Raw genomic sequence first — 25,303 nt, forward strand, 5'->3', positions numbered from 1 at the left:
TAAAGGTGCCTTAATAGAGTTGTGCTTACTTGCGTAAGTCTATAAACCTAGCATTCAAAATCATTTCCACATTTATCTGTTGTTTATTGTCTGTATGATTCGGCATACCTTTCCGTTTTTATCCACACCTTCTATGGTTATATCTTCCGGTGCAGTGCTGTCCGGAGTATAGTATTCGATAGTTGCTTTTCCATTGGCATCCAGTTGAAGGGTAGGATTCCAATAGATCGTACTTCGTAAATCCGAGCGTTGGTCATTCTTTTTTTCGGGCGTATCATAAGTCGGATGGTAGAATTCGACCGAGTCGCTGTACCCTAGTGGAGTGCACGTGATAATACCTTGTGCCGGTCTTGCCGGGATATCTTTGCCGTCTTTCAGCGTAATAACGATAGCACCTGCCGAACCGCGGGAACCTAAGATCGCTGCATCGGCACCGCGAAGAAGGCTCAAGCTCGACATATCACTGGTTTGTATCATGGTCAAGATGTCGTTATCGTCTTCATACACCACGTCGTCAACAACAATGACAGGTTGCTCGGGATTGTTGCGGATATGTATTTCATTTCCGTTTGTCACGCTAATGCCCGGAAGTCTGGTAACTGCATCAAAAGCTGTTTGCGCACCGAATCCTTCCAGTCTGTCCCCTTCGATCGTGTAGGTGTTGATACCTCCTGTGTAAATACTTTCTGAACTGGCCTTTTTACGACTTCCAGTGACTACCACTTCTTTCAGATTGTACACTCTCATTCCACCTTTCATGTAATATTGGTCGCGGGTGTTGAGCAAATAATCTTCCATAAACGTTGCTGTTCCATCATGGAAAGGAGACTTGTGCGAAGTTGCCGGGTATTGAGGAGTGTCAATCACGATGTCCACTCCGGCAAATCCTCTTTTGGTACGTGCCTGAACAAGGAAAGTCGTGCTATCTCTGAAAGATGTGTTCACGATAAACTCTCCTTTTTCGTCTGTGGTGGTAGTGGCGATGATGTTCTGTTTGGGAGCCAGAATACAAATAGGTCCTTTCTTAACGTTACCTCCAAAGAAACCTTTGATACGTCCGCTGATAGTTTGCCCCTTTTCCATATAGTTGGTGAGGTTCATTGAAGGTGCAGTCAGTACATTCTGGATATGGTGTCTGCGCCATCCGTGCGTCATCATCAGGAAGTCTACCGTGCGGAGAGTCCGGAGGTCTTGCTGCAAAAAATAATATCCGGGATTTTCTACATATCCTTTTAAGTCGGAGGTCAATAGAAAATTCGATACGATATTGTCAGCAAGCGAATCCGGGCGGATACTCTTTCTGTCGGTAATGCTGATGGAAAAACTACCTTCTACCGGAGTACCGTTATCGTCTTTTGCTGAAATTTGCAGGGATACCTTTTCTCTTTTTCCGTATGTCGGCTTATCTGCAAGAATTTGCCATTGATGCGGATTCCGGTCGGGTATGAAAACCAGGCATTCGCTAAGTGCGTTGCCCTGTTGGTCGATCAGCATGAAATGGGTGATGCCTGCGTTGAATAAACTGTCGTTCATTCTTCCAAAAGTCCTGTCGATACTGACTGGCTGCAGGATGACCAGCTTTCCACGAGTGTGCGCAATCAAGAATAACTTTTGAGGCCATTCGGTAGCTTCTGTTTTCTGGATTTCGTAACGGATTTCCTTTTTATAATGTGTCATGGAAAGTGTGATTCCTTTTTCTTCTACAGCTGGGAGGTCGAATCGTTTACTGATACCGTCACCGGATTTGGCAATCACATAGTAAGAGTTTCCCACAGTCGGATTCAGTGTGAAAACTCCCATGCCGTCATGCTCCGAGCGGAAAGCTGTCAATGTGTCTCCGTTGGCATCGAACAGGAATCCTTCTATTTCTGTAGAAAAGCCATCCGATCCTTGAGCCTTGAAAGCTATATTCTGATGAGCAACGGTCAGGAGAGCACCTCCTTCCGGGAAGAACTTAACATCAAAGTCTTTTGTAAACGAAGGCAGATAGAAAGTCTTTTTATAAATATATTGGGGATCATCGAACTCTACTTCAATGTGGCGTGTGGCAATAGGCTTCAAATCCGGCAGGGAAATAGAAATCAACCCATTCTCGTCTGTCTTTCTTTTACCTTTATCTTTAATCTTTCCGTTTTCAATGTAGCGGTAGCGGATGGCAGTATTTCCGAAAGCCTCTTGGGTATTGCTGGTAAATCTTACCTTGGCTGTATAATGTGATTCGTCTTCTTGCTGATACTCAATATTTGAAACAATCGTATTATCAATCGAATTACCGATTTTCAGATTGCGTGAATAAAAGAATTCCGGTTCCTGATTAAGCATCCAGTTGCTATATCCCCGCAAATAATAATCACCTGCAGGGAGAGTGGGAGGGAGGGTGAAAGCATTATGAAAACCCAATGAATCTCTACGGATCTTTTTCCGTTCTACAATAGAGTCGGAACGGTTGACAAGCTCTGTAATGATGAAGTTGCTTTGTGTATTATCTTGATGTGTAACAGAGTTTACCAGATATCCCTTGAACCATATTTTTTCTCCTGCCCCATAAAAGGGCTTGTCCAGATGTAAGTAGAGTTTCTCCTGTGGGACTTTTTCCAGTAGATTAAAATACGCAATAATTGTATCTTGTACGTTTTGCCCTGACAATGGGGCAAAACAGAACAGTATTCCGAAAAAGAAAGCTATTAAGCCTCTATGGATAGAAAATGTAGTTTTGTTTTTCATACGTTATGTGTTTGATTCTACATCTATGATTTGTGCATCCAGATCGAAAGCACTTTCTTTTTTACTGCCAGTATGTTAATCACCGATACAACGATAAATAATAGAATACCCATACTGATTGCTGCCCATAATGATCCGGTTTCCAGCTGTGGAAATAGGATGCGGATACTGTCTATGTAATAACTGCGCAACCAGGAGACTAATCCGATGGATAATACAAGCACAATAACGTTCAATCCTACCGTGAGCAACTGATAAGGCAATGCTACCTTGTTGGGACTGTATCCGATTAGTAATAGACTTTCCAGCTTGGTTGTATTCTTTTGTAAAAGCAGGAAGATGCTCAACATCAGTATATAGAATGAAAGGATACTGATAAATAAACCCACTCCCAATACAATACCTACGATAAGACGGAGGAAATAAGTTGTTTTTCCGGCATCCAGCTTACCATCTTCCGTTTCATATCCTTTCTTCTGAAAATAACTGGCGATGGCGGAATCTGCCGGATTGCTAACCTCGATAATCAATCGTGCCGGTTGGGCTTCTGCATTCGGTGCGAAATTCTCATTAGCCCATTTCATAAAGGACTGGGGAACAAGAATCGTATTCAGACGATTGGAGAAACCGACAATGTTTCCTTTGTACTGTTCCACCCGTCCGTTGCCACGCATCATAATGTCCATTTGAATCAGACTCATTAACCCTTCCGATAGTTTGGGGAGGCTGCGGCTTTGCGCAAAACCGAAGTTATAAAGGTTCAGATAGTTGCGCGGAATGATAATGGGTATGGTATGTGTGTGTTCATCGAAATGCCATTTATCGAGTTTGATGTCGACAAACTCATCGGGAACAGACTCAAAAAACATATCTGTGGAAAGATGAATACCGGCTTCCTTCATTCCCAATCCTGCTGAAACTTTGAATTGAGAAGGAGTGAAAGCTCCTATTGTTTTGGTAAACGGTTGCTTTTTCAGATCCGCAATTTCTTCGGCAGAGAATGTATTACTCTTTCCTGCAAAAGAACCGAGAGCACTGATTTTCTTTGTAGCTATGATGAAATCCTTTTTCATAAAGCTGTCTCCTTCGGTGAATACCGGAATGACATCTTTATAAAACTGTACGCTAAGCAATACAATCATCATGCCGAATAGGTTGGCTAAAAAGAAACCGGCTAATTGACCGATACTGATATGTTGGCGGAGAAGCTTCCAGACAAGAGTTGGCATTTTATTTACGATTTTACAATTTACGATTTACGATTTGAAATGATGCTGTGAAAAGAGGTTGTTTATTACCTGCTACCTGTTATTAACCAGCTTACTACAGTTGAAGTGTATGGTTGTAAGGCAACTCGATATGTTTACCGATGGAAGTGGCGATCACTCCGGCTCCTTGTGCCTTTGCTTCGGCGATGATAAGTTCACCCATGATGCGGCTGTTATCATCGTCCAGGTGGCTGATCGGTTCATCCAGAAATAAAAAGTCGAACGGCTGGCAGAGCGCCCGGATAAAGGCGACGCGCTGTTGCTGTCCGAAAGATAGCTTGCCGGCTTTCACATTTATTTTATCTGCGATCCCCAGTTGTTCGAAGAACGATAAGATTTCTTTTTTCTTTTTGCATCCGGTGAGGTTATTCTTCAATTGCACATTTTCAAGAGCGCTAAGTTCGGTGAAGATGCGTAAATCTTGAAAAAGCATACTTAGTGAATGCTTTCGCAGGTCGACCCATTGCTTCACGGAGTATGCTTTGATATTGGTTTCATCGAAATTAATAATCCCCTGATAGTCGTTGCGGTAGCCATAGATATAGCTGCACAACGAAGATTTGCCGGTGCCGGAAGCAGCTTCAATCAGATACATTTCTCCTTTCCGGAAGAAAAGATCCTGATGCCATACGTCCGAAGTCACCGAATTACGGTCAGCAAACACTTGGGGAAGTGTTTGCTGTAAGTGAATACTATTCATACCGTTGGTTTATACATTTATTACATGCCGGCAAATTGCTTGGCAAAGTCTACAATTTGTTTGAGGGCATTTACATCTTTGTCTTTCAGGCAGAGGTCGATCTCGCTGACTTTCCCTTCCGAACTCATGGACAGGTAAGAAACCTTGTTGGCCAGTTCGATATATGTCTTAGCTTCCTGTCCTCCGAAACCTGCTACCATTTTAACGATAGGCAGATCGAGGATTGCTTCGGCATTGATTGCTATAAATAGGCTCTTTCCCTTCATATCCGATGCATAAGGAGCATCTTTGACTGATTTGTCGGCAGCTTTACCTACGTTTTTGTAGAGTAACTCATCATTGGTTGCATACATTTGTTTATCCTTGATGCCGAAGAATATATTCATGCCTCTTGTCTTGTAGACATATTCGTCTTTGCCAAGTTGCATGATATCTTCCCCTCTCTTCAATCCCAATGATTCCTTGTTCTTGTAAATCATTTCAAGAGCATTGCCGTTCTTCACGTCAGCGTACATCATGAAAGTGGGAGCACTGCTCATCGTTACGTTGATTAATCCTGCAGAAATATCACCATTGAACGAGCTGAACAACTCTTTTACTTCGTCTGCCTTAGCGATAGATACTGTGTTGCGGAATTCCTTGTTTTCGCTCAACAGGTTATACAGTTCGCCTCCTTTTACACCTACGTTGAAGAACATCAGGGTAGAAGCCGGGAAGTATTTAACGAAAGTATTGTTCGCTTTTCCAACAGATTCCATTTGTTTTTTTAGGAGAGCTTTCACTGCTTCGTTTTCAGTATAGTTTTCTGTTTTGAGGGCAATCTTTCCTTTTTCAAAGTTCAGTCCTCCTATCAGAGTGATGTCTTCCGCTTTCACTTCAGTAGGTAATCCCATGGTTATCTGATCGCGGTAGGTTGAAGGAATAGCTGTCATGGAAGCAAAGAAGTTAATATCATTTTTCTGTTTCTCCATTTTCTGGAAAGCTCCTGATTTCACGATACTATTGCTTGCTGTCTGTTTCAACAAATTAGTAATGGCTTCTTTGGCTTTATCAGTTTGAGTTGTTCCGCTGACATTGACTACCAATATAGTAGAACTATTGAAAACAAGCAAACCGCTATTCATCGTTGTAAAACTGTAACCGTCAGCTTCGCCTACCGGTTGGCAGATCTGTTCTTTTGCCATCACGTCGAGTGAAGCATGCAACTTATCTTCATTGTTCACTTTACCTACAACAGTAGGATAAGGGAAAGAAGATGAAGAGAACACATAGAATGGAGATTCAACATCGATTCCCGATTCGCCCGGATTCTTCATAACCTTTTCCAGTTGTTGGAATGTGGCCGCATTCATTCCGCTTTTCAGTGCTTCCAGTACTTTTTGTTTAGCAGCTTCATTCTCTTTATCATCCAATCCCGCTTTGCTTGCGAGGGATTTAAGGTTGATAGAGGCAACTACCGAAGCGTCAGCCGGTATCACATTTGTATATTCCGATGTTTTGGAACATGCTGCCAGAAAAACAATCAGTACTGCCAGTACCGAGAGTCGTGAAATCGTTTTCTTTGCCATACTTATGTTATTTAAAAGTTGTATAATCATTGATTCAGACATTTACTGCTGTTATTGATTTTGCAGATTCAGCGTGTGGCAGGCCACCAATGCCGCTGTTTCTGTACGGAGCCGTGATTTGCCGAGACTAATCGGTACGAATCCCCGTTCGATGGCCTTCTTCACTTCTTCTTCACTGAAATCTCCCTCGGGACCTATCAGAACAAGGGCGTCTTCTCCTGGTTTCAGAACATTCTTCAATAGAGGTTTCTCCCCTTCATAACAGTGGGCGATAAACTTCTGTCCTTTAAACTCCTGCCTGATGAACTGATCGAACTCAATCATTTCGTTCAATTTTGGCAGTCGTGCCTTGAGAGATTGTTTGATGGCTGATACCAGAATCTTTTCAATCCGTTCGGTCTTGATGACTTTACGTTCCGAGAAACGGCAGTTGAGGAAAGTCAGTTCGTCAAAACCTATTTCGGTAGCTTTCTCTGCAAACCATTCGTTACGGTCCATATTCTTCGTCGGTGCCATGGCAATGTGTAAATGGCACGGCCATAACGGTTCCTGAAAAATGGTTTCTTTGATGTTTACGAAACAACGTTTGTTGGTTGCAACAGTAATTTCAGCTTTGTAGAAGTTACCCTTACCATCGGTAAGCGTGATTTCGTCTCCGATACTTAGCCGCAGAACACGGATACAGTGTTGTGCTTCCTCTTCGGGAAGCTCGTTGCTTTTCTGTATATCTGGAGTATAAAATACGTGCATAATATTACTTACTGATTTTTATTTCTTGAATTGATTTGATCGCGTATCTGCGCGGCTAACTCGTAATTCTCATCTTTAATAGCCTGTTCCAGTGCTTCTTCAAGCGTTCTGGAAGTAGCACCGGGCAAATCATGTTCTTCTTCAGCCACTTCGTCGTTGTCCGTTTCTTCAGAACGGGTTCTTTCTTCTGACGACATGTGAAGACATTCCTGTTCAAGAATAGATTCATAAATAAGAATCGGGCAGTCGGCACGCACTGCCAGGGCAACTGCGTCTGAAGTCCGTGCGTCGATACGTATAATCTCTTCGTCTTTTTTGAGGTAAATATAGGAGTAGAAAATACCATCCTTTGCTTTGTAAATTAATACACGTATCAGGCTGGCTCCCAGTATAGTAAGACTTGTTATAAATAAATCATGTGTCAACGGACGGGGAGTTTTCACTCCTTTCAGATATAAAGCGGTAGCCTGGGCTTCCGCTGGACCGATGATGATAGGCAGTTGCCTTTCACCGTCCACTTCGCCCAATAGCATAGCAAACGCGCCTACTTGCGCCTGGCTGTTCGTGATATTTATAACTTGTAATTCTACCTTTTTGTCCATCGTTCTCTTTTACTTAATTTGTTTTACTCTCCTGCTGGTGTTTGTACTTGAATACCAAGGCAAACAGAATGCCGATTACCAGCGCATAAGCGGCAAAGATCAGCCAAATGTTCATCCATTCGCGACTCACCAGTCTGCCGTCGGCATATACAGAGAATGCATCAACTACCGCACCGCTGGCATATCCGCCCATGATGGCTCCCAATCCGTTAGTCATCATAAAGAACAAGCCCTGTGCACTGGCACGGATAGAAGATTTGGCTTCTTGTTCAACAAACAACGAACCGGAAATGTTGAAGAAATCAAAGGCCATACCATAAACAATCATGGAAAGGATCAGCATCCATAGTCCTGATCCCGGATCTCCAAAACCGAACAGGCCGAACCGGAACACCCAAGCGAACATACTGATTAGCATGACTTGTTTGATTCCGAAATGACGCAGGAAGAAAGGTATGGCAAGAATAAACAATGTTTCGGACATCTGTGAAATGGATAACAGGATGACTGAATGTTTCACTCCGAAAGAATCTGCATATTCAGGGATGCTGGCAAAACTGCCTAGGAAAAGGTCGCCGTAAGTATTCGTAATCTGCAATGCTGCACCTAGAAGCATGGAGAAAAGGAAGAAAATAGCCATTTTCTTTTTCTTGAATAACACCAGCGCATCCAGTCCGAAAGCGGAGAGCCATGATTTGTTTTCAGATTTAGCCGGTCGACAGGCCGGGAGCGTAAATGAATAAAGTCCGAGTAGCAATGCGGAAGCACCTCCTACATAAAGTTGTGCACTTGAATTCTTGAATCCGGTAAGGTCGACAGCCCACATGGCACAAATAAAACCGATTGTTCCCCATACGCGGATAGGAGGGAAGTCTTTAATCAGGTCACATTTGTATTGCTCCAGTGCATTGTACGATACCGTGTTGGCGAGGGATAAAGTGGGCATATATACCAACAGGTTGAGTAACATGGCCCAATACATCTGGTCGTATCCCGTTGCGGTGGAAGCGTAGAAGAGACATCCTGCTCCTGCAATATGGCAAAGTCCGTATAAACGTTCTGCATTAAACCATTTATCGGCAATAATACCGATAATACCCGGCATTACCAAAGAGGCAATCCCCATGGTGGCGAAAATGGCTCCGATTTGTCCTCCTTCAAAATGAAGTTCTCTTCCCATATAACCACCTAATGATATTAACCATGACCCCCATACAAAGAATTGCAGGAAGTTCATAATAATCAAACGAACTTTTATACTCATGACTTTTTTAATTTGTGTTTCTCTTCACATTCATAAACCTTGCAAATATAATATTTTCGTTGAATAGGTGGATAAGTAATTTGATAAAAAGGGGATAAAAATGGCATAAATGCGAAGAAAAGATGAGATTTGGGTGTGAAAAAACAAATGAAGGGGGTATAAAAAAAAGAAGGCTATCTATCCCAGACAGCCAATCTTTGTTAACCTTAAATCTAATACCATGAAAAACACAGTGCAAAGATATAGGGTTTATGTTATACAACATAATGTTTTCTCGAAAATATTCTATTTGTTAACTCTAATTAACTTTGAATCTTCCGTTTTTCTGTTACTGCCCTCTCTAATCAGCCATACTTCCGGAGAAATGTCTGATATCCGAATGGAAACTTGGTTCCGGCACCTTGCCGGTTATTCTACGTAGAGTACCAATCCTTTCAGATATTCTCCTTCGGGATGATAGATGTTTACCGGATGGTCGGCCGGTTGAGTCAGCTGGTGTAGAATGCGTACGCTACGCCCTGACATGGCTGCTGCGGTAAATACGGCAGTACGGAAATTGTCTTTGCTTACCACTTGCGAACAAGAGAAAGTAAACAGGATACCGCCTGGTTTGATTTTCTCGAATGCTTTGGCGTTCAGTTTACGGTAACCTTGCAAAGCATTCCGCAGTGCATCTTTATGTTTGGCGAATGCGGGCGGATCAAGGATGATTAAATCATACTGGTCGCCCATGCGGTCGAGATATTTGAAAGCGTCCTCGGCAAACGCCTCGTGGCGGGAATCACCGGGGAAGTTTAATTCCACGTTTTTGTTAGTCAGATCAATCGCTTTGGCTGAACTGTCGACAGAGTGCACGAGTTTCGCACCTCCGCGCATGGCGTAGAATGAGAATCCGCCGGTGTAGCAGAACATATTCAGTACCGAACGGTCTTTGGCGTAACGTTCCAGCAAAGAACGGTTTTCACGCTGATCTACAAAGAATCCGGTCTTCTGACCTTTCAGCCAGTCCACATGGAACTTCAAGCCATATTCTTGTGCGATATTATCACTGCTTCCTCCTTTCAGAAAACCGTTTTCGGGGAAAAGGTCTGCCTTAAAAGGAAGAGTTGTTTCTGATTTATAATAGATATTTTCGATCTTGTCACCCATTACTTCGGATAAAGCTTCGGCAATTGTCATGCGGTCTACATGCATTCCCGCAGAGTGTGCCTGCATAACAGCGGTTTTGGCATAAACGTCAATCACCAGTCCGGGGAGATTGTCTCCTTCACCGTGAACGAGACGGTAAGTGTTGTTGGTCGGATTAGTGGCGATGCCGATACTGCGGCGCATATCGTATGCAATTTCCAGTTTGCGTTTCCAAAAATCGTGATCGATAGGTTCCTGGCGGAAAGACAGTACGCGCACAGCAATACTTCCGATCTGGAAATGTCCTTCGGCAATAAATTCTTTTTTTGAGGTGTACACTTCTACAACTTCACCTTCATCGGGCTCTCCGTCAAAACGAGCGATAGCACCGGAAAAAATCCAGGGGTGGAATCTCTTAAGAGAATCTTCTTTACCAGGTTTGAGATATACTTTATGCATAATGTAGTCTTTCCTCAACCCTCTCCCAAGGGGGAGGGCTTCAGATCGTTTTATTATTGGTTATTAATCACTTATTTTATTACTTATCACTTCTTCCGCGGGAGAGACAGTAGCTGTCAGCGGAGAAACCTCCCAATCTCCCGTCTGTTTCAGTTCTTGCAACAGATTGTAGATATTGAGGCATGCCCATGCATCGGTAGCAGCGTATTGTTTCTGTCCGTCACTTAATACATCAGCTTCCCAGTTGGACAAGCGTTGTGATTTGGATATTTTTTCTTTGAATAAGATGGCGTAAATCTTTTGCAGACTTTTGTCCTGTATTCCGAATTGACGCACATAGTCCTGTAATTCGATACAGCTTTGTTGGGTGAAAGGTGCACGTTTGTGCAGCATCATAAAGTCGTCTTTCAGTGAAAGTCCCACTTTGATTACAGCCGGATTTTCTAACAAGTCAACCAATGGCTGAGTCAATCCCGTCATATTGAGCCGGAATAAGAAACAGCATTCTTCGGAAGAAATCTGGAGAAGTGCTACTTTGTGCGATTGTCCTTTGGTAAAGGAAGGGCGAGTTTCGCTGTCGATACCTATCACTGGTCTGGATTGGAGGTAAGCTACAGCTTTTTCCGTTTCAGCTTCCGACTGGATAACATAAATACGTCCCGGAAAGACTGTTTTCGGGAGTTCTTTTAGTTCATCTTTATCTATGGTTCTTCTTACAATCATTTTTATTTTAATTCATCATCGTGGCAATGGCAACCGTCTTCGTGACAGTGGCAATCATCATCGTGGCAATGACAGCCATCTTCTTCACAACAATCGTTGTCGTCGCTTGGTTCGTAAAATCCTTCTTCATTACCTACTTCCTCTTCTTCTTCCTCCTGGTTGTATTTCACGTCATGAAGGGCGCGAAGTGTGTTTACCAGTTTCTGTCCCCACAGTGTACCGAAGTTTTCCTGGCAGATGGCCAATGAATCATTCATTGTTTCGTTCAGTCCCAGTTGGAAGACAAATATGAAATCTTTAATATCCTGATAAATGTCGGCCAGGTCTTCCGATATAGACTTCTTGATAGGTTGGTCGCTATACACCATATCTTGCACGAATACGTCCAGATAATCATCCTTGTCAGCCATCAATCCGGAAAGGTTGATACGCAGAATTTCGTAAATCTCTTCTGTGACATACGTTTCAAGTGCTTCGTCCCCGATAGTCTCACATTTGGGCAGCATAGATGCTTTGAGATAGAGTAGGGGAAGTATTTTTAATGATGTATCAACGAAAGTGCTACGCTTCATGCGTTCGGCACGTTCGAGAAATGCACAAAATTCGGCAGCTACCGTTACGAACTCAATTACGTTTTTATCAAATATCGTTTGGCTTTCTTTTTCCATGATCTATATTGATTTGAAACGCAAAGGTAAGAAAAAGGATTGAATGAGCGTAGTGCTCGTTATTTTTTTATTATTTTTGCAGCTTAGAATCTCATTCCAGTTTTATAAAAAAGAATTAAAGACTCATGGCAAAGAAGAAATTAGATAAGGAGGCGGAACGTACTCCCTCTTCCCCCAGTAAAATTTTGGCTGTATTTAAGAATGAAACCATTCATTTTGTAATCGGATTGATGCTGGTCATCTTTTCCGTTTACCTGTTGTTGGCTTTTTCTTCCTTCTTCTTCACGGGGGCTGCCGATCAAAGTATTATTGATAGTGGCAGTTCGGCAGATTTGGCAGCTGTTAATAATCAAGTGAAGAATTATGCAGGTTCACGCGGAGCGCAGTTGGCCAGTTATCTGATTAATGACTGTTTCGGCGTTTCCTCTTTCTTCATACTTGTTTTCCTGGCAGTGGCAGGATTGAAGTTAATGCGTGTACGTGTTGTACGTCTGTGGAAGTGGTTTATCGGCTGCACACTCTTGCTGGTCTGGTTCTCCGTATTCTTCGGATTTGCCTTTATGGATCATTATCAGGATTCCTTCATTTATTTGGGAGGTATGCACGGATATAATGTCAGTCGTTGGCTGATTTCGCAAGTTGGAGTACCCGGTGTGTGGATGATCCTGTTGATAACGGCTATCTGTTTCTTCATATATATAAGTGCACGTACCGTCATCTGGTTGCGTAAACTCTTCGCATTGAGTTTCCTGAAACGCGAAAAGAAAGAAGAAAAGGAGAATGTTCCGGAAGGAGAAGGAGATCCGGAATTTACGACCTCCCAACCGCAAGAAGTGGAGTTCAATTTGAAACGGACGTATAAACAGACACCTCCTCCGGCACCAGTGATGGATATTCAGGCTGAAGAACCTGAAGACGACTTTCCTATTAATAAACCGGAAAAGGAAGATACTTCCGTATCTGACGAAAGTGAAGGAGTGACTATGGTATTTGAACCGACTGTTTCCAATCCTGTTCCTATTGTGCAGGAAGACTCTTTGGAAGAGGCGGAACCCGGATTTGAGGTGGAACCGGCAGCTTCGGAAGAAGAATACCAAGGACCTGAACTCGAACCGTATAATCCTACTAAGGACTTGGAAAACTACCGTTTCCCGACTATCGATTTGATGAAGCATTTTGAAAATGATGATCCGACGATTGACATGGACGAGCAGAATGCAAATAAAGACCGCATCATCAATACATTGCGCAGCTTCGGAATCGAAATCAGTACGATTAAAGCAACTGTGGGACCTACGGTAACTCTATATGAAATTACTCCGGAACAGGGAGTACGTATTTCTAAAATCCGTGGTTTGGAAGATGATATCGCATTGAGCCTTTCCGCTGATGGTATCCGTATTATTGCTCCGATACCGGGTAAAGGAACCATCGGTATTGAAGTACCGAACAAGAATCCGAAGATTGTTTCCGGACAGAGTGTGATCGGAAGCAAGAAATTCCAGGAATCCAAATATGACTTGCCTATTGTATTGGGTAAGACGATCACGAACGAAGTCTTTATGTTCGACCTTTGCAAGATGCCGCACGTATTGGTGGCAGGTGCAACCGGTCAGGGTAAATCAGTCGGTTTGAATGCCATTATCACTTCCTTATTATATAAGAAGCATCCGGCAGAATTGAAGTTTGTACTGGTCGACCCGAAGAAAGTAGAATTCAGCATCTATTCGGTGATTGAAAATCACTTCCTTGCCAAACTTCCTGATGGAGGCGAACCGATTATTACGGACGTAACGAAAGTAGTGCAAACCCTGAACTCGGTTTGTGTGGAGATGGATACCCGTTATGACCTTTTGAAGATGGCACATGTGCGTAATATCAAAGAATATAACGAGAAATTTATCAACCGCCGCCTGAATCCGGAAAAGGGACATAAGTTTATGCCGTATATCGTAGTGGTGATTGACGAGTTCGGAGATTTGATTATGACCGCCGGTAAGGAAGTGGAACTTCCGATTGCCCGTATTGCACAGTTGGCGCGTGCTGTCGGCATCCACATGATTATCGCTACACAGCGTCCGACTACTAATATTATTACAGGTACGATCAAAGCCAACTTCCCGGCACGTATCGCATTCCGTGTATCTGCCATGATGGACTCCCGTACTATTCTCGACCGTCCGGGTGCTAACCGTTTGATTGGTAAGGGGGATATGCTCTTCTTGCAGGGAGCCGATCCGGTGCGTGTGCAGTGTGCCTTTATCGATACGCCGGAAGTGGAGGAAATTACGAAGTTTATTGCCCGTCAGCAAAGTTATCCTACTCCGTTCTTCCTGCCAGAGTTCGTGAGCGAAGATGGTGGTAGTGAAGTAGGAGATATTGATATGGGACGGCTTGATCCGTTGTTCGAAGATGCAGCCCGACTGGTAGTGATCCATCAGCAAGGTTCCACTTCGTTAATTCAGCGTAAATTCGCTATCGGTTACAACCGTGCCGGACGTATTATGGACCAACTCGAAAAAGCGGGAATCGTAGGCCCTACCCAGGGAAGCAAGGCACGCGATGTCTTGTGCATGGATGATAATGATCTTGAAATGCGATTGAACAATTTACAGTAACCGTTCGTTTATTAATCAAATGAGAAAATACATTTTTAGTGTTTTAATAGCTTTACTGTCTTTGCCTGTGATTGCCCAACAACAGCAGTCGCAGGCTAAAGTCATTCTTGATAAGACGGCAGAGGCGTTTCGTAAAGCAGGTGGTGTAAAGGCCGATTTTACTGTAAAGGCTGTGACGAACGGTCTGGTAGAAGGTGTTGAAAATGGAACGATTCAGTTGAAAGGAGAGAAATTCGTACTGAAAACGTCGGATATCATCACTTGGTTTGATGGAAAAACGCAGTGGAGTTATATGACAAAGAATGATGAAGTGAACGTCAGCAATCCGACACAGGAAGAGTTGCAGCAGATTAATCCGTATACATTTCTATATATGTATCAGAAAGGATTCTCTTATAAGTTGGGAGCAACTAAGATGTATCGTGGAAAAGCTGTTTGGGAAGTCGTTTTGACTGCCAGAGATAAGAAACAGGAGTTGGAACGTATCACTCTTTTTGTGACGAAGGATACTTATGAACCTTTGTATATTTTGCTTCAACAGCGTGGTCAACAGACACGTAATGAGATAACCATTACAAGTTATCAGACAAAGCAGAATTATGCGGATCAGGTTTTTACGTTTGATAAAAAGCAATATCCCAATGCGGAAGTGATAGATTTGAGATAATATACGTTTATAACAAAACGAAAAAGATAAATTAAAATGGCAGAAATAGAAAAAGTAAAATGCCTGATTATAGGTTCAGGACCTGCCGGATATACGGCAGCGATTTATGCAGGACGTGCAAATTTATGTCCGGTACTTTATGAAGGATTGCAACCGGGTGGCCAGTTGACTACTACTACGGATGTGGAGAACTTCCCCGGTTATCCGGAAGGAATCAGTGGTCCGCAGTTGATGGAAGACTTGCGTGCACAAGCAAGCCGTTTCGGAACAGACATTCGTTTCGGTATTGCTACGGCGGCCGATTTGAGCAAAGCTCCTTATAAAATAACAATCGACGGTGATAAGGTTATTGAAACAGAATCATTGATTATTGCTACCGGAGCTACTGCTAAATATCTGGGACTGGAGGATGAGAAGAAATATGCCGGAATGGGGGTAAGTGCTTGCGCTACTTGTGACGGATTTTTCTATCGTAAGAAAGTTGTAGCTGTAGTCGGTGGCGGTGATACAGCGTGTGAAGAAGCTGTTTATCTTGCCGGACTTGCATCCAAAGTATATCTGATTGTCCGCAAACCTTTCCTGCGCGCATCGAAGATTATGCAGGAACGAGTAATGAACCACGAGAAAATAGAAGTTCTTTTTGAACACAACGCAGTTGGTTTGTTTGGCGACAATGGGGTAGAAGGTGTAAATCTGGTGAAACGTTGGGGCGAACCGGATGAAGAACGTTACAGCTTGCCTATCGACGGTTTCTTCCTGGCTATCGGACATCAACCGAATACTGAAATATTTAAAGAATATGTTGATACGGACGAAGTGGGTTATATCATCACGGAAGGTGATAGTCCTCGTACAAAAGTTCCCGGAGTTTTTGCGGCAGGAGATGTTGCCGATCCGCATTATCGTCAGGCTATTACGGCTGCGGGAAGTGGTTGCAAAGCTGCTTTGGAAGCAGAACGTTATCTTTCTGCCAAAGGACTCATTTAATCCGGTTTATATCCGACCATAGGAGGGTATTAAAACCCTTATGAATATGAAAATCACCCACGCTAGAGTTTAATCTGTAGCGTGGGTGATTTTGTTGAGAGGGGAGTCTTGCTCCCCTTTATTTTATAAACTCAAAGCTTTTCGAACAATATTTGTCGATTGTCTTTGGTTAATACGCTTCTATTTCATCTATCCATAATTCGGCAGGAATGATTTCCGGCCCGTTATTCTTTTCAAAGTTGACACCATTACGCAGTGTGCCGCCATTCTTGATTTTGACTTTCAGGAATGTAGCCTGTGCCGGTTCAAATTCAATGGAATCGGTGAATGCAATTCTTCCTGTTTCCGGATAATCGTGTTTCAAAGCTTTTTCGGCTATCCGTGTGTATTGCTTGCCGTCTGCTGATACTTCTACAGCAACTCCTTCTGCAGGAAGAATTCTCATGGCAGGATTGAATAAAGAACCGAAAATAACTTTGCTGACTTGTGTCGGTTTATCCAGATGAACGATAAATTCCAAGTCCTTACCCTCCACGATGCCAAAACTACACCACGGAGTATAAGAAGCATTATTGCCTCGTTTGCCGTTGGTCAGTCCAAAGGTGGTTTTGTCAGCTCCTAATACATCGTTTTCATCGAATATATCGCCTGTCCATCCCATCGTATAATTAACCGTATAGGACTTTCCTGTCAATAAATTGCCATACAGTGGCTTGTGAGCTACTTTGCCCAACATCTTTCCGTCTTTGAAAGCAGCGGCTTTCAGGTCGATATTACCTTCAAGAACGAAAGGCTTTTCATATAAGATGGACACTTTGGACGGTTCGCTGCCGTCCGTTGTATACCGGATTTCCGCATTCGGGTAGAAACTTTCCAGCAATACCATTAAAGGGCCGTTTTCATCTGCGTGCGTATTTATATTTACGTCATAGAAGTTGAGACAAGGTTGGGTGTTCATAACTTTCAAACGTTCAAATTCAGTCACCATCCGTTCGCAGAAATTCTTCCAGTCTTTGTTTGCGTTTTGTGTCCAGGCCGTTTCGGCGATAGCCATTGCACGTGGGAAAGCTTGGTAGTCTGTACGTTCTGAAGTCTGCATATATTCTCTCCAAATATTACCTTGTATTCCGATGATATGCTTCTTGGCAAGCTCGTCAGCGTCGTCCGGAACAGGGTTATAGCTATATGTTTTCTTCAAGGTATTGTATCCGCCAATAGTAGTCGGAGCAATTTCCGGCTCTTCCTGATAGTAGTCCAGATATACATAAGGACTCGGAGTCATGATGGCATTATGCCCTGCTTTGGCTGCGTTCATACCGCCTTCTACACCGCGCCATGACATAACAGTCGCATTGGGAGCCAGACCACCTTCGAGAATTTCATCCCAGCCAATGATGTTTTTGCCTTTGCTATTCAGGTATTTCTCCATACGGGTAACGAAATAGCTCTGCAACTTATCTTCTTTGCTGTGCTTTATTCCGTCTATCTTACTGGGAGTTGTATCATCTTTCAACCCTAACTGGCGGATTAACTGCTGGCAGAAAGCACTGTTCTTCCACGCTGTCTTGGGACATTCATCGCCACCGATGTGAATGTATTCGCTGGGGAATAATTCTATAACTTCATCCATCACTCCTTCAAAGAATTTGAAAGTCGTTTCACTCGGACAGAATACCTGTTCGAATACTCCCCAGGTAGGAGATACTTTGTAAGTCTGTGTAGAGTCGCATGACAATTCCGGATAGGCGGCAAGTGCAGCCAATGCATGTCCCGGCATTTCTATTTCGGGAACAACATTGATGTATTTACTTGCAGCATAAGCCACTACATCTTTGATTTGCTCCTGCGTATAATAACCTCCATGTTCTTTTCCGTCGAATACTTGCGGATAGTTTACATAGTAATAGTCTACTAATGTCTTTTCACGTTTGGAACCGATTCCCGTCAATTTGGGATATTTCTTGATCTCGATTCTCCATCCCTGATCGTCTGTCAAATGCCAGTGGAAGACATTCATCTTGTTCATAGCCAGTAAGTCGATAAACTTGTAAATGTAGTCAATCGGTACATAATGGCGGCAAACATCCAACATGAGTCCGCGATGAACAAAACGGGGTGAATCTTCAATTTCTACGGCAGGAACCGACCAGTCAGCTTTCTTATCCAACTGCTTTCCGTAAATTGCCGGAGGGAGTAACTGATAAAGAGTCTGCACTCCATAAAAGAATCCGTTTGGCTGGGAAGCGGTGAGTGTAATGAGACTGGGAGTGACCGATAATTTATAACCTTCTTTCGGCATACCTTCCTGTACAACAAAAGAGATCGCCGTTTTTCCATCTGCACTTTCAGCTTCTTTCAAGGAGATTCCTGCTGTCAGTTTTAGTTGTTCGGCCAGGCTGTCGGCAATGCTTTTTACTTCCGGAGCATCCGAGGGAACTACGAGGCAGACTTTGTTGTTTAGTTCAAAGCGTCCTTCCTGTGGAAGAATCTGGTTGGGTTTGGGAACGATGTTGTACTCGTTCGCCGCTTCTTTTGTCTTCTGGCAACTGGGGGTAATCATTAGCAAGGACAAAAGAAGAAGAGAAATACTTTTCTTCATGGTCAAAATGTGTGTTAAGTTATAAATAGATTTGACAGGGCAAATGTACTTGTTTATATGATAAGTTCCAATAATATGGAAATAAAAAAAGCCGGAATGATGTCCGGCTTTTAGCTAAAGTTTCAGATTAATGTAGTTATATAATTAAGAGAGAGTTTTTATTTCAGTAGTTGCTCTTCGATGATTTGTACGTACTTCTCCGGAGTAGCTCCGACTTCAATAATCGGTTTGCCGCCTGCAGGTATGAAGAATAAGGTAGGCAATGCCTGTACACCGAAGTGATTGCATAAATCCTTTTCTTTGTCCGCATTAACCTTGTAGAATACAACTTTACCTTTATACTTTTCAGCCAGCTTTTCCATTTCCGGAAGTAAGCGCATGCAAGGTCCACACCAAGTTGCCCAGAAATCAATTATAACCGGTTTCTCGCCATTATAAACGAAATCGTTCCCTTTTCTGTAGTCGAAGATGTGTTCGAGGAAGAATTGGCGGGTAATCGGATTCAGTTTACCGTCTTCAACTTTAGTTTCCGTTACTTTAGCTTCCGCTTCCGGTATAGGAACCATGTCAAACGGCTGGAAATAAATTTTCTGATGAATATAGTCAATGGATATGATTCCGTAGTCCAGTATCTTTTTGCCTAATACGGAGCGTTTCAGGTATGGATTCTTCACTGCCATGGCATCCTCAATCTTTGTTTTTACAAACATGGTTTCAGGTAAGATGAGGCTTTCCTCTTCTTGAGTCGCTTCTTTATATCCATTGGAAACTTTTTGGTTGGTTCCTTTGGTATATTGTGTGCTCCATGTATTGAAATCTTTTTCGGTAAGATTCACTAATCCTTCGCTCCATGTATCCAGAACAAGAGAAACGGGTTTTCCCTGAATGGATATTGGACATACGATTCCTAATCCTGTAATTAGCTCAAAGTTCTCCCGGTAGTTTAATTTCATGTAAGAAGGACGATAGGGCTGCGTAATTGTGAGTTTTTTCCGCTGCATATCAATAGTCAGAACGGAAGTGCGGAAAATAGCACCGCTTAATACACCCATCACTCCCAGCTTGCGCAGATATGGTTCGTCTTCCAGAGTGAAAGCAGGCAGATCGTTGTTAAACGTGTTGTTGCCAATAGCAACTGTTGCCATTTCATATACTTTTCCAACAGGTACTTGTTTGAATACAAAATCCTGATAAGCACTAAAAGTACCGTTCTTCCCCGTGTCGATGCGTAACTTCTTGAGAGCCTCAGGAAGCAGGGCGTTATGTCCTGACAGATCGAGGACGAAGTCTGCCACTTCGCCATTAATGGCGGCTTCTACGATAATCTTTCCATCAATGGTTTTGAATGGAATGACCTCTGTCATACTGTTCTGTGTCTGTGCACTGATTCCTCCGGCAATACAAAATGCAAGTAGACAGAGATACATCTTTGTTATTATTCGCTTCATATCTTTTTTCTGTTTAAAGTTTATTTCTCTTTCCTGATTTCAATCTTTTTCTCTTGATTGTCTTTCTTGACAATAATATAACCGGTATCACCGCGGATGGCGTTCATGATATCTTCCACAGCCATTTGGCTCATGGGACAATCGTCCAAAGAAGTACCGTTGATGTTAATCACCTGGTCGCCGAAAGCAACTTTATCTTTCATGCTGTCCCAGATCGTTGTAATTTCGAATCTGTCATTGCGTGGCAGAATACTCACGTTCCAGAGAGCGGGAGCACCGCCCATGTCGGTTTTTCCTTCTTCAAACGGGAAAAAGTAGAATCGTCTGCGCATATAATCGATAATTACTTTACCGTATTCCAGTAAATCCACCCCGATGATGCTTCCATTCATCACTGTGGTCGTACTACCCACGTTCGTGAATTCTTTCCCCATGATGTTGATAGGAGGAACAGTCACCTTCTTTATATCCACCGGCTTGCCTAGACCTGTTATTCCGGCAGCTACGATACCATATCCATGGTTAGTAACTTTCGAAATGTCAGACAGCCTTTCATAATCTTCTGTAGAATAAAGCAGAAAGCCTCCCGCACCTGTATCGAACAGAACCTTGAAGTCATTGTCCCCTAAGCGGACATTGACAATGGAGTGATGATCCGTCTCATCCAACAGCGGAATCCCATCCGTTACTTTTAGTCCTTCGGGACGATACGGATAATTGATAACCATTATTTTAGAACGGGAATCGAATGTGACTACCGACTGTGCGAAAGCGTCTCCTCCAAGAATACCGACAACCCCTAGTCCGGTGAAGAATGGATTCTTAGGCAGTACCATCGTCTTCAACTGCTTGATTTTATAGTTTTCCCCGATAGAAACATTCTGTACGTGCGCTTCCTGATAATTGGAGCCTTGTGCATTCACATCGGAGATACGCATATATCCTGCGGCAGTAGCTTTCATTTCCGTTGCGGCATCATACATCGTTCCGGTTCTTCCTCCCGTATCGACGATATATTTCACTTTTATACCGTTAACAGTGACGGGGATAATGATTTTCTCTTGTATAAACTCATAAGGAATGGTGTCGCAAACCTTATTCCGGATTTGCGCTGCCATTCTTTGTCCGCAGTTTAGAAATAATAGCAGCCATAAGCCGGTCAGTATTCCTATACTTTTCATATTATTCTTTTTCATAGATAATATCCTTTACTCCGGAAGCTGTCTCAATCGTCAGTTTCGTCTTCTTTTTCTCTTTCAATTCCGGTATTCCGTTCAGAATACTTTCGCAGAAGTCATATTTCTTAGCAGGTTTGCCATTGATTTTAACTACCTTGTCTCCGACTGCTATCTTACCTTTCGTACTGCTCCATACGGTAGATACAAACAAATCTCCGTCTTTGACCGTTAAGTCAAAATTGTTACCTTGATTGTTTATTTCATTGTCCGGTTGAAATGCTTCGAAATAGAATCTTCCGCGTGGATAGTCGATGGTCACTTTACCGTATTGCAACAGTTTGACACCCAATAATGTGTAAGGGTGATTGTTGGTGCTGGTTGTTACGTTACGGAATTTGGTGGCTCCGACTGATAGCAATGGAATACGAACCCTGTAAGAAGAAGCTTTGTCCGCCTGACCGGATACTCCGATACTCCCTTCTCCATACCCTTCGGAAACCACTTCCATAGAGGCTTCCGGTTTGATTTTTTCAAAATCACTTTCGATAAGTGATAACAGGCTGGGACTACCAGTATCAAATAATACATTTATATTGCTGACCGGAGCTATCTGTACGCTGACGATCGGCATACCGCCCCCTTTGGTGAAATTCAACATCTTTCGTAAAGACACTGTCGATGGCTTTTCAGCAGAGGTAACTATAATATTTTTGGCTTGTGAATCAATAGTGACAATGGTGTTGGCGAATAAATCACTGCCGATGATGCCATCTACTCCAAAACATTCCCAGCCTTTTACTTCATCAATGACCAGTGACGGAGCATTTTTGAAATTAATAACATGGTCGGGGGTAGTCAGGTTCTCTATCCGGGTAGTCTTGTAATAGCTTTCCACGTTATTCACATCCGTTACTTTAGTCGAGTCGGTGGCTGCCATTTGCAGTGCCTGGCAGGCTTGAGTCGTGAGTGCCGTACGTCCTCCCGTATCAAATATGAAAGGACGTGCCGTGCCGTTCACTTTCATTTCGATAATCATCTTTTCACCTACCATCCGGTAAGGTATGGTTGCCTTATATTGTTGGGCGAATACAGGAACCGCCATGCAAAAGGCGACGACGGTTCCTATCATACGAGTCGTATACTTCATAAGCTAATTTTATTTGCTGACTTTTTCTGCTTCCAAAATTGCCTGATAAGCGTTTACAATACCTCCGGAAATACACAAATCATCGAAAAGGAACAAGTCTTGTGAAGGACTGTCGTTTACGCGGATTCCTTTTTCCACTTCCACCCCTTTGCGTGAAGTGACACTCTTCAGTAGTATGTCACGGATTTGCGAGCCGGTTAATTTAGGAAAATATGATTTCACTAAGGCAGCTACACCGGCTACAGTAGCCGAAGCCATTCCTTCTCCAGTTCCTTTTTGATAAGTGTCACCCATATAAGATGAATAAATGTCTGTTCCCGGAGCATAAATATCGAGAGCAGTTGCACCGTAATTGGTGTTCAATACCGGATTTCCATTCTTGTCTGAAGAAGCAACCACCATAAAATTGGTAAGTTCTCCGTCTTTTCTCATCTTCCGGTTAGGGAAAAACTCGTCTTTATCCATGTCTGCTGACAGATCCCAGACCGGAACTATTACCAATGCTCCTTTCTTTTCAGCTTCTTTCAGTGCATCTGCTACCCATTGTCTCTGTTCTTCCGGGTATAATGAATTTTGTTCCGGCAATAAAATAACATCCGCTCCATGGTTTACTGCATACTGGATAGCCAGTGCCATATCTTTTAAATAAGGTTCTCCTTCTCCCGGGTGGATGCGTAAAGTCATGATTTCTGCATTGTCTGCAATACCGTTACTTCCGATACCGTTGTCACGTTTAGCTGCGATAACGCCGGCCTTCATTACGCCTGTTGCCGCATCAGATGTCAACAGTACATTATTGCCGTAATGCGTGTCGTTAATATCCAGAGGATTATCACCTACAATTTCTTTCCGGTTATCAGTTCCGTATTTCTTTAAAGCATCTTCATAGGAAGTTTTAGCTGTTTCCACACTTTTTTTCCCCATTCTTTGGTATACGAGATCCCATTTGTCCGTTTGGTAAATGCTGAATGAATAAGCGGTAAAAACAAAAGCAATTTCAGAAAGGCTGTCTCTTTCTGCCTTAGGATCATAGCAGCTCTGGAAATCATCGACAGTTAGCTCTTTTCCGGGGAAACGCTTTTTCATGTCCTTATCAAACTTCTCAATATATTCTTCAATGACATAAGAGAGTTGCAGTCCACCGTATGAACCACCGATTCTGGATTCAGGCATTACTTTATAACGATAGTAATTGTATTCTTCCAAATTTTCCGGTGCGGGTACTTCCTGACGTTTTCCGTTAATGATTTTATAATATTTCTTTCCGTCAAAGATATAATCTGCATATTTATCTTTCAGACGGAAAAATTCACGTTCTCCTTCGCGTGTCAGAGATTCCATGACCTGACCGTCTTTGCCACCGATGAAATTCCAACCATTGATGTCGTCTATCCAACCATTCTTGTCATCGTCTTTCTGGTTTAGTTTTTCTTTGGGATTCACCCAGATAGCCTGTTTCAGATCTTCGTGTTCTACGTCCATTCCTGTTCCGATCAATGCAACAACCGGTCTTTTCTTTGCTTTCTTTTTGTTGGCATTCAAGTAATCATAAGCTTTGTTTACTTCAGCTCCGTATACACTGTCCTGGTCGAAAGAACAGTTAAACCAGTCCAGTTCGGATTGTTTTTTTTGTGTTTCTGCCTGCTGTTTGACTAACTGGGCTGATACTGTCATGCTGATAAAACAGCATACGATTGGAAATATAAGTTTCTTCATTGTCGAAAGAGTTATAATTTATATAGTTTGTTTATTGTCTTATTTTTAAAATGGCTTCTCGTACTTGTTCCCCTCGGACATTACGTGCAGCGAGTTTACCTTCTTTGTCAATGACAACAAGGAAAGGGATGGAGTAGAAACCGTAAGCAGTCTGAATAGCACTTGGAGTCTTGCTGTTTTTGGGAAATCCTGTTTTATCCCATAGCATCACCCACGGCAGTTTTTCTTCATCCAGCATTTTTCTCCATTTTGCTTCGCTGTCATCCAACGAAACACTGATGAATTCTAAATCATCTGCTTTCAGATCATTGTATATTGTCAGCATACTGCGCATCTCTTTGCGGCAAGGGCCACACCAGGAAGCACAGAAATCCAGTACGACAATTTTTCCACGGAAGTCCTTTAAACCTATGCTCTTTCCATTGTTGTCAATGAACGTAAAACCAGGACATTCTGCACCGATAATCTGGTGGGAGAGGACTTCTACTTTGTTGATTAACCATTTGGCAGACAACGAATTCCTATCTTGTTCCGGTATCATATCCAATAACATTTTGTTGGATGGGTAATCATTCACATCTGCCAGATAAGCTAATGCGGATGCCATGGCAGATGTCAGCTTCTCTTTGGCAGAAGTCGGGATTGTTGCTTTATCCGGATCTCTTTCGGTCGGCATATAGTTTTGTAAAGTCAGAAACGGATCAATGCCGGTGAATGAAAGTGAACTTTGTTCGGGATTCTTTTCATCGAAAAAACCATGAATGGTTACAGGTCTGTTTTCGAGGTATATGTTTTGCTCCGTATTCCCAATATATAGTGTATATACATCGGATATAATGTCTTTTTTTTCGGTTTCGAATACTCCATTTTGGTTAATAGGACAACTTAAAATGAGGTTCCCATTCAAATCCTTAACTTGCAAAGTGGTTGGTTTGAGTAGTCTCAACTTTCCTTTGAATTGAAGTCCGCTGTCGCTCCATAGAGGAGTGGTGCTGCATAAGAGCAATAATATCAATGAGAGTCTTATTAATTTCATGATTTGGAGTTTATAATATATGGTAAATTCTAAATATCTTTATTCTTATTTTA

At 42.7% G+C, this 25,303-nt stretch carries 19 protein-coding genes; 3 read left to right on the forward strand and 16 right to left on the reverse strand.

The window, feature by feature from the left end; all coding sequences use genetic code 11:
• Positions 1-72: 72 nt before the first annotated feature.
• The 10 genes from KQP79_RS14370 to KQP79_RS14415 all read right to left on the reverse strand — a co-directional run bounded on the left by KQP79_RS14370 (position 73) and on the right by KQP79_RS14415 (position 11,854).
• A complete protein-coding gene (locus KQP79_RS14370) occupies positions 73-2,724 on the reverse strand; it encodes a TonB-dependent receptor plug domain-containing protein (RefSeq protein ID WP_004309862.1) in 2,652 nt (883 codons plus the stop codon).
• Positions 2,725-2,747: 23 nt separating this feature from the next.
• The gene (locus tag KQP79_RS14375; RefSeq protein ID WP_004309861.1) at positions 2,748-3,953 is read right to left on the reverse strand and encodes a hypothetical protein; all 1,206 of its coding nucleotides are present in this window, start codon (positions 3,951-3,953) and stop codon (positions 2,748-2,750) included.
• Between the two features lie 94 nt (positions 3,954-4,047).
• Positions 4,048-4,692, reverse strand: a complete 645-nt coding sequence (locus tag KQP79_RS14380) for an ATP-binding cassette domain-containing protein (protein ID WP_004304608.1) — start codon at positions 4,690-4,692, stop codon at positions 4,048-4,050.
• Positions 4,693-4,712: 20 nt separating this feature from the next.
• Positions 4,713-6,260: a DUF4836 family protein gene (locus KQP79_RS14385; RefSeq protein ID WP_032855970.1), complete on the reverse strand. Its 1,548-nt coding sequence runs from the start codon at positions 6,258-6,260 to the stop codon at positions 4,713-4,715.
• A 51-nt stretch (positions 6,261-6,311) separates the two neighbouring features.
• Positions 6,312-7,010 carry a 16S rRNA (uracil(1498)-N(3))-methyltransferase gene (locus KQP79_RS14390; protein ID WP_004309858.1) on the reverse strand — a complete coding sequence of 233 codons (699 nt, stop codon included), beginning with the start codon at positions 7,008-7,010 and terminating at the stop codon, positions 6,312-6,314.
• 8 nt (positions 7,011-7,018) lie between these two features.
• Entirely contained in the window at positions 7,019-7,612 is a 594-nt protein-coding gene (locus KQP79_RS14395; protein WP_004301811.1) for a bifunctional nuclease family protein, read from the reverse strand.
• 13 nt (positions 7,613-7,625) lie between these two features.
• Positions 7,626-8,876, reverse strand: a complete 1,251-nt coding sequence (locus tag KQP79_RS14400) for a nucleoside permease (RefSeq protein WP_004301812.1) — start codon at positions 8,874-8,876, stop codon at positions 7,626-7,628.
• A gap of 408 nt (positions 8,877-9,284) precedes the next feature.
• Positions 9,285-10,463, reverse strand: coding sequence for a class I SAM-dependent rRNA methyltransferase (locus KQP79_RS14405; RefSeq protein ID WP_004304613.1), 1,179 nt, complete (start codon positions 10,461-10,463; stop codon positions 9,285-9,287).
• A gap of 63 nt (positions 10,464-10,526) precedes the next feature.
• Positions 10,527-11,186 (reverse strand): 3'-5' exonuclease, encoded by a 660-nt coding sequence (locus KQP79_RS14410; protein WP_004301815.1) that lies wholly within the window; start codon positions 11,184-11,186, stop codon positions 10,527-10,529.
• 2 nt (positions 11,187-11,188) lie between these two features.
• Positions 11,189-11,854, reverse strand: coding sequence for a DUF5063 domain-containing protein (locus KQP79_RS14415; RefSeq protein WP_004304614.1), 666 nt, complete (start codon positions 11,852-11,854; stop codon positions 11,189-11,191).
• 125 nt (positions 11,855-11,979) lie between these two features.
• On the opposite strand from KQP79_RS14415, the gene KQP79_RS14420 reads away from it, so the two are divergent.
• The 3 genes from KQP79_RS14420 to trxB are packed head-to-tail and all read left to right on the forward strand — an operon-like array spanning position 11,980 to position 16,126.
• The gene (locus KQP79_RS14420; RefSeq protein WP_004309853.1) at positions 11,980-14,472 is read left to right on the forward strand and encodes a DNA translocase FtsK; all 2,493 of its coding nucleotides are present in this window, start codon (positions 11,980-11,982) and stop codon (positions 14,470-14,472) included.
• Between the two features lie 19 nt (positions 14,473-14,491).
• Positions 14,492-15,139: a LolA-like putative outer membrane lipoprotein chaperone gene (locus KQP79_RS14425; RefSeq protein ID WP_004309851.1), complete on the forward strand. Its 648-nt coding sequence runs from the start codon at positions 14,492-14,494 to the stop codon at positions 15,137-15,139.
• Between the two features lie 36 nt (positions 15,140-15,175).
• Positions 15,176-16,126: a thioredoxin-disulfide reductase gene (gene trxB, locus KQP79_RS14430; protein WP_004309849.1), complete on the forward strand. Its 951-nt coding sequence runs from the start codon at positions 15,176-15,178 to the stop codon at positions 16,124-16,126.
• 169 nt (positions 16,127-16,295) lie between these two features.
• Here the strand turns inward: trxB and KQP79_RS14435 are convergent, their stop codons facing one another.
• From KQP79_RS14435 to KQP79_RS14460, 6 genes are all read right to left on the reverse strand, one after another.
• Positions 16,296-18,725, reverse strand: coding sequence for a beta-N-acetylhexosaminidase (locus KQP79_RS14435; RefSeq protein ID WP_004309847.1), 2,430 nt, complete (start codon positions 18,723-18,725; stop codon positions 16,296-16,298).
• 158 nt (positions 18,726-18,883) lie between these two features.
• Entirely contained in the window at positions 18,884-20,173 is a 1,290-nt protein-coding gene (locus tag KQP79_RS14440) for a thioredoxin domain-containing protein (RefSeq protein ID WP_008775498.1), read from the reverse strand.
• Between the two features lie 20 nt (positions 20,174-20,193).
• Positions 20,194-21,369: a pepsin/retropepsin-like aspartic protease family protein gene (locus KQP79_RS14445; protein ID WP_008775499.1), complete on the reverse strand. Its 1,176-nt coding sequence runs from the start codon at positions 21,367-21,369 to the stop codon at positions 20,194-20,196.
• Positions 21,356-22,498: an aspartyl protease family protein gene (locus tag KQP79_RS14450; protein ID WP_004309842.1), complete on the reverse strand. Its 1,143-nt coding sequence runs from the start codon at positions 22,496-22,498 to the stop codon at positions 21,356-21,358. The genes KQP79_RS14445 and KQP79_RS14450 overlap by 14 nt, the downstream gene beginning before the upstream one ends.
• Positions 22,499-22,507: 9 nt before the next feature.
• On the reverse strand, positions 22,508-24,214 hold the full coding sequence (locus KQP79_RS14455; protein WP_004309840.1) for a S8 family serine peptidase: 1,707 nt from the start codon (positions 24,212-24,214) through the stop codon (positions 22,508-22,510).
• A 31-nt stretch (positions 24,215-24,245) separates the two neighbouring features.
• A complete protein-coding gene (locus KQP79_RS14460) occupies positions 24,246-25,250 on the reverse strand; it encodes a TlpA family protein disulfide reductase (protein ID WP_004309838.1) in 1,005 nt (334 codons plus the stop codon).
• Positions 25,251-25,303: the final 53 nt, after the last annotated feature.

Origin of the sequence: Bacteroides sp. DH3716P (assembly GCF_025914115.1) — a bacterium.
Taxonomy (GTDB): Bacteria; Bacteroidota; Bacteroidia; order Bacteroidales; family Bacteroidaceae; genus Bacteroides; species Bacteroides ovatus.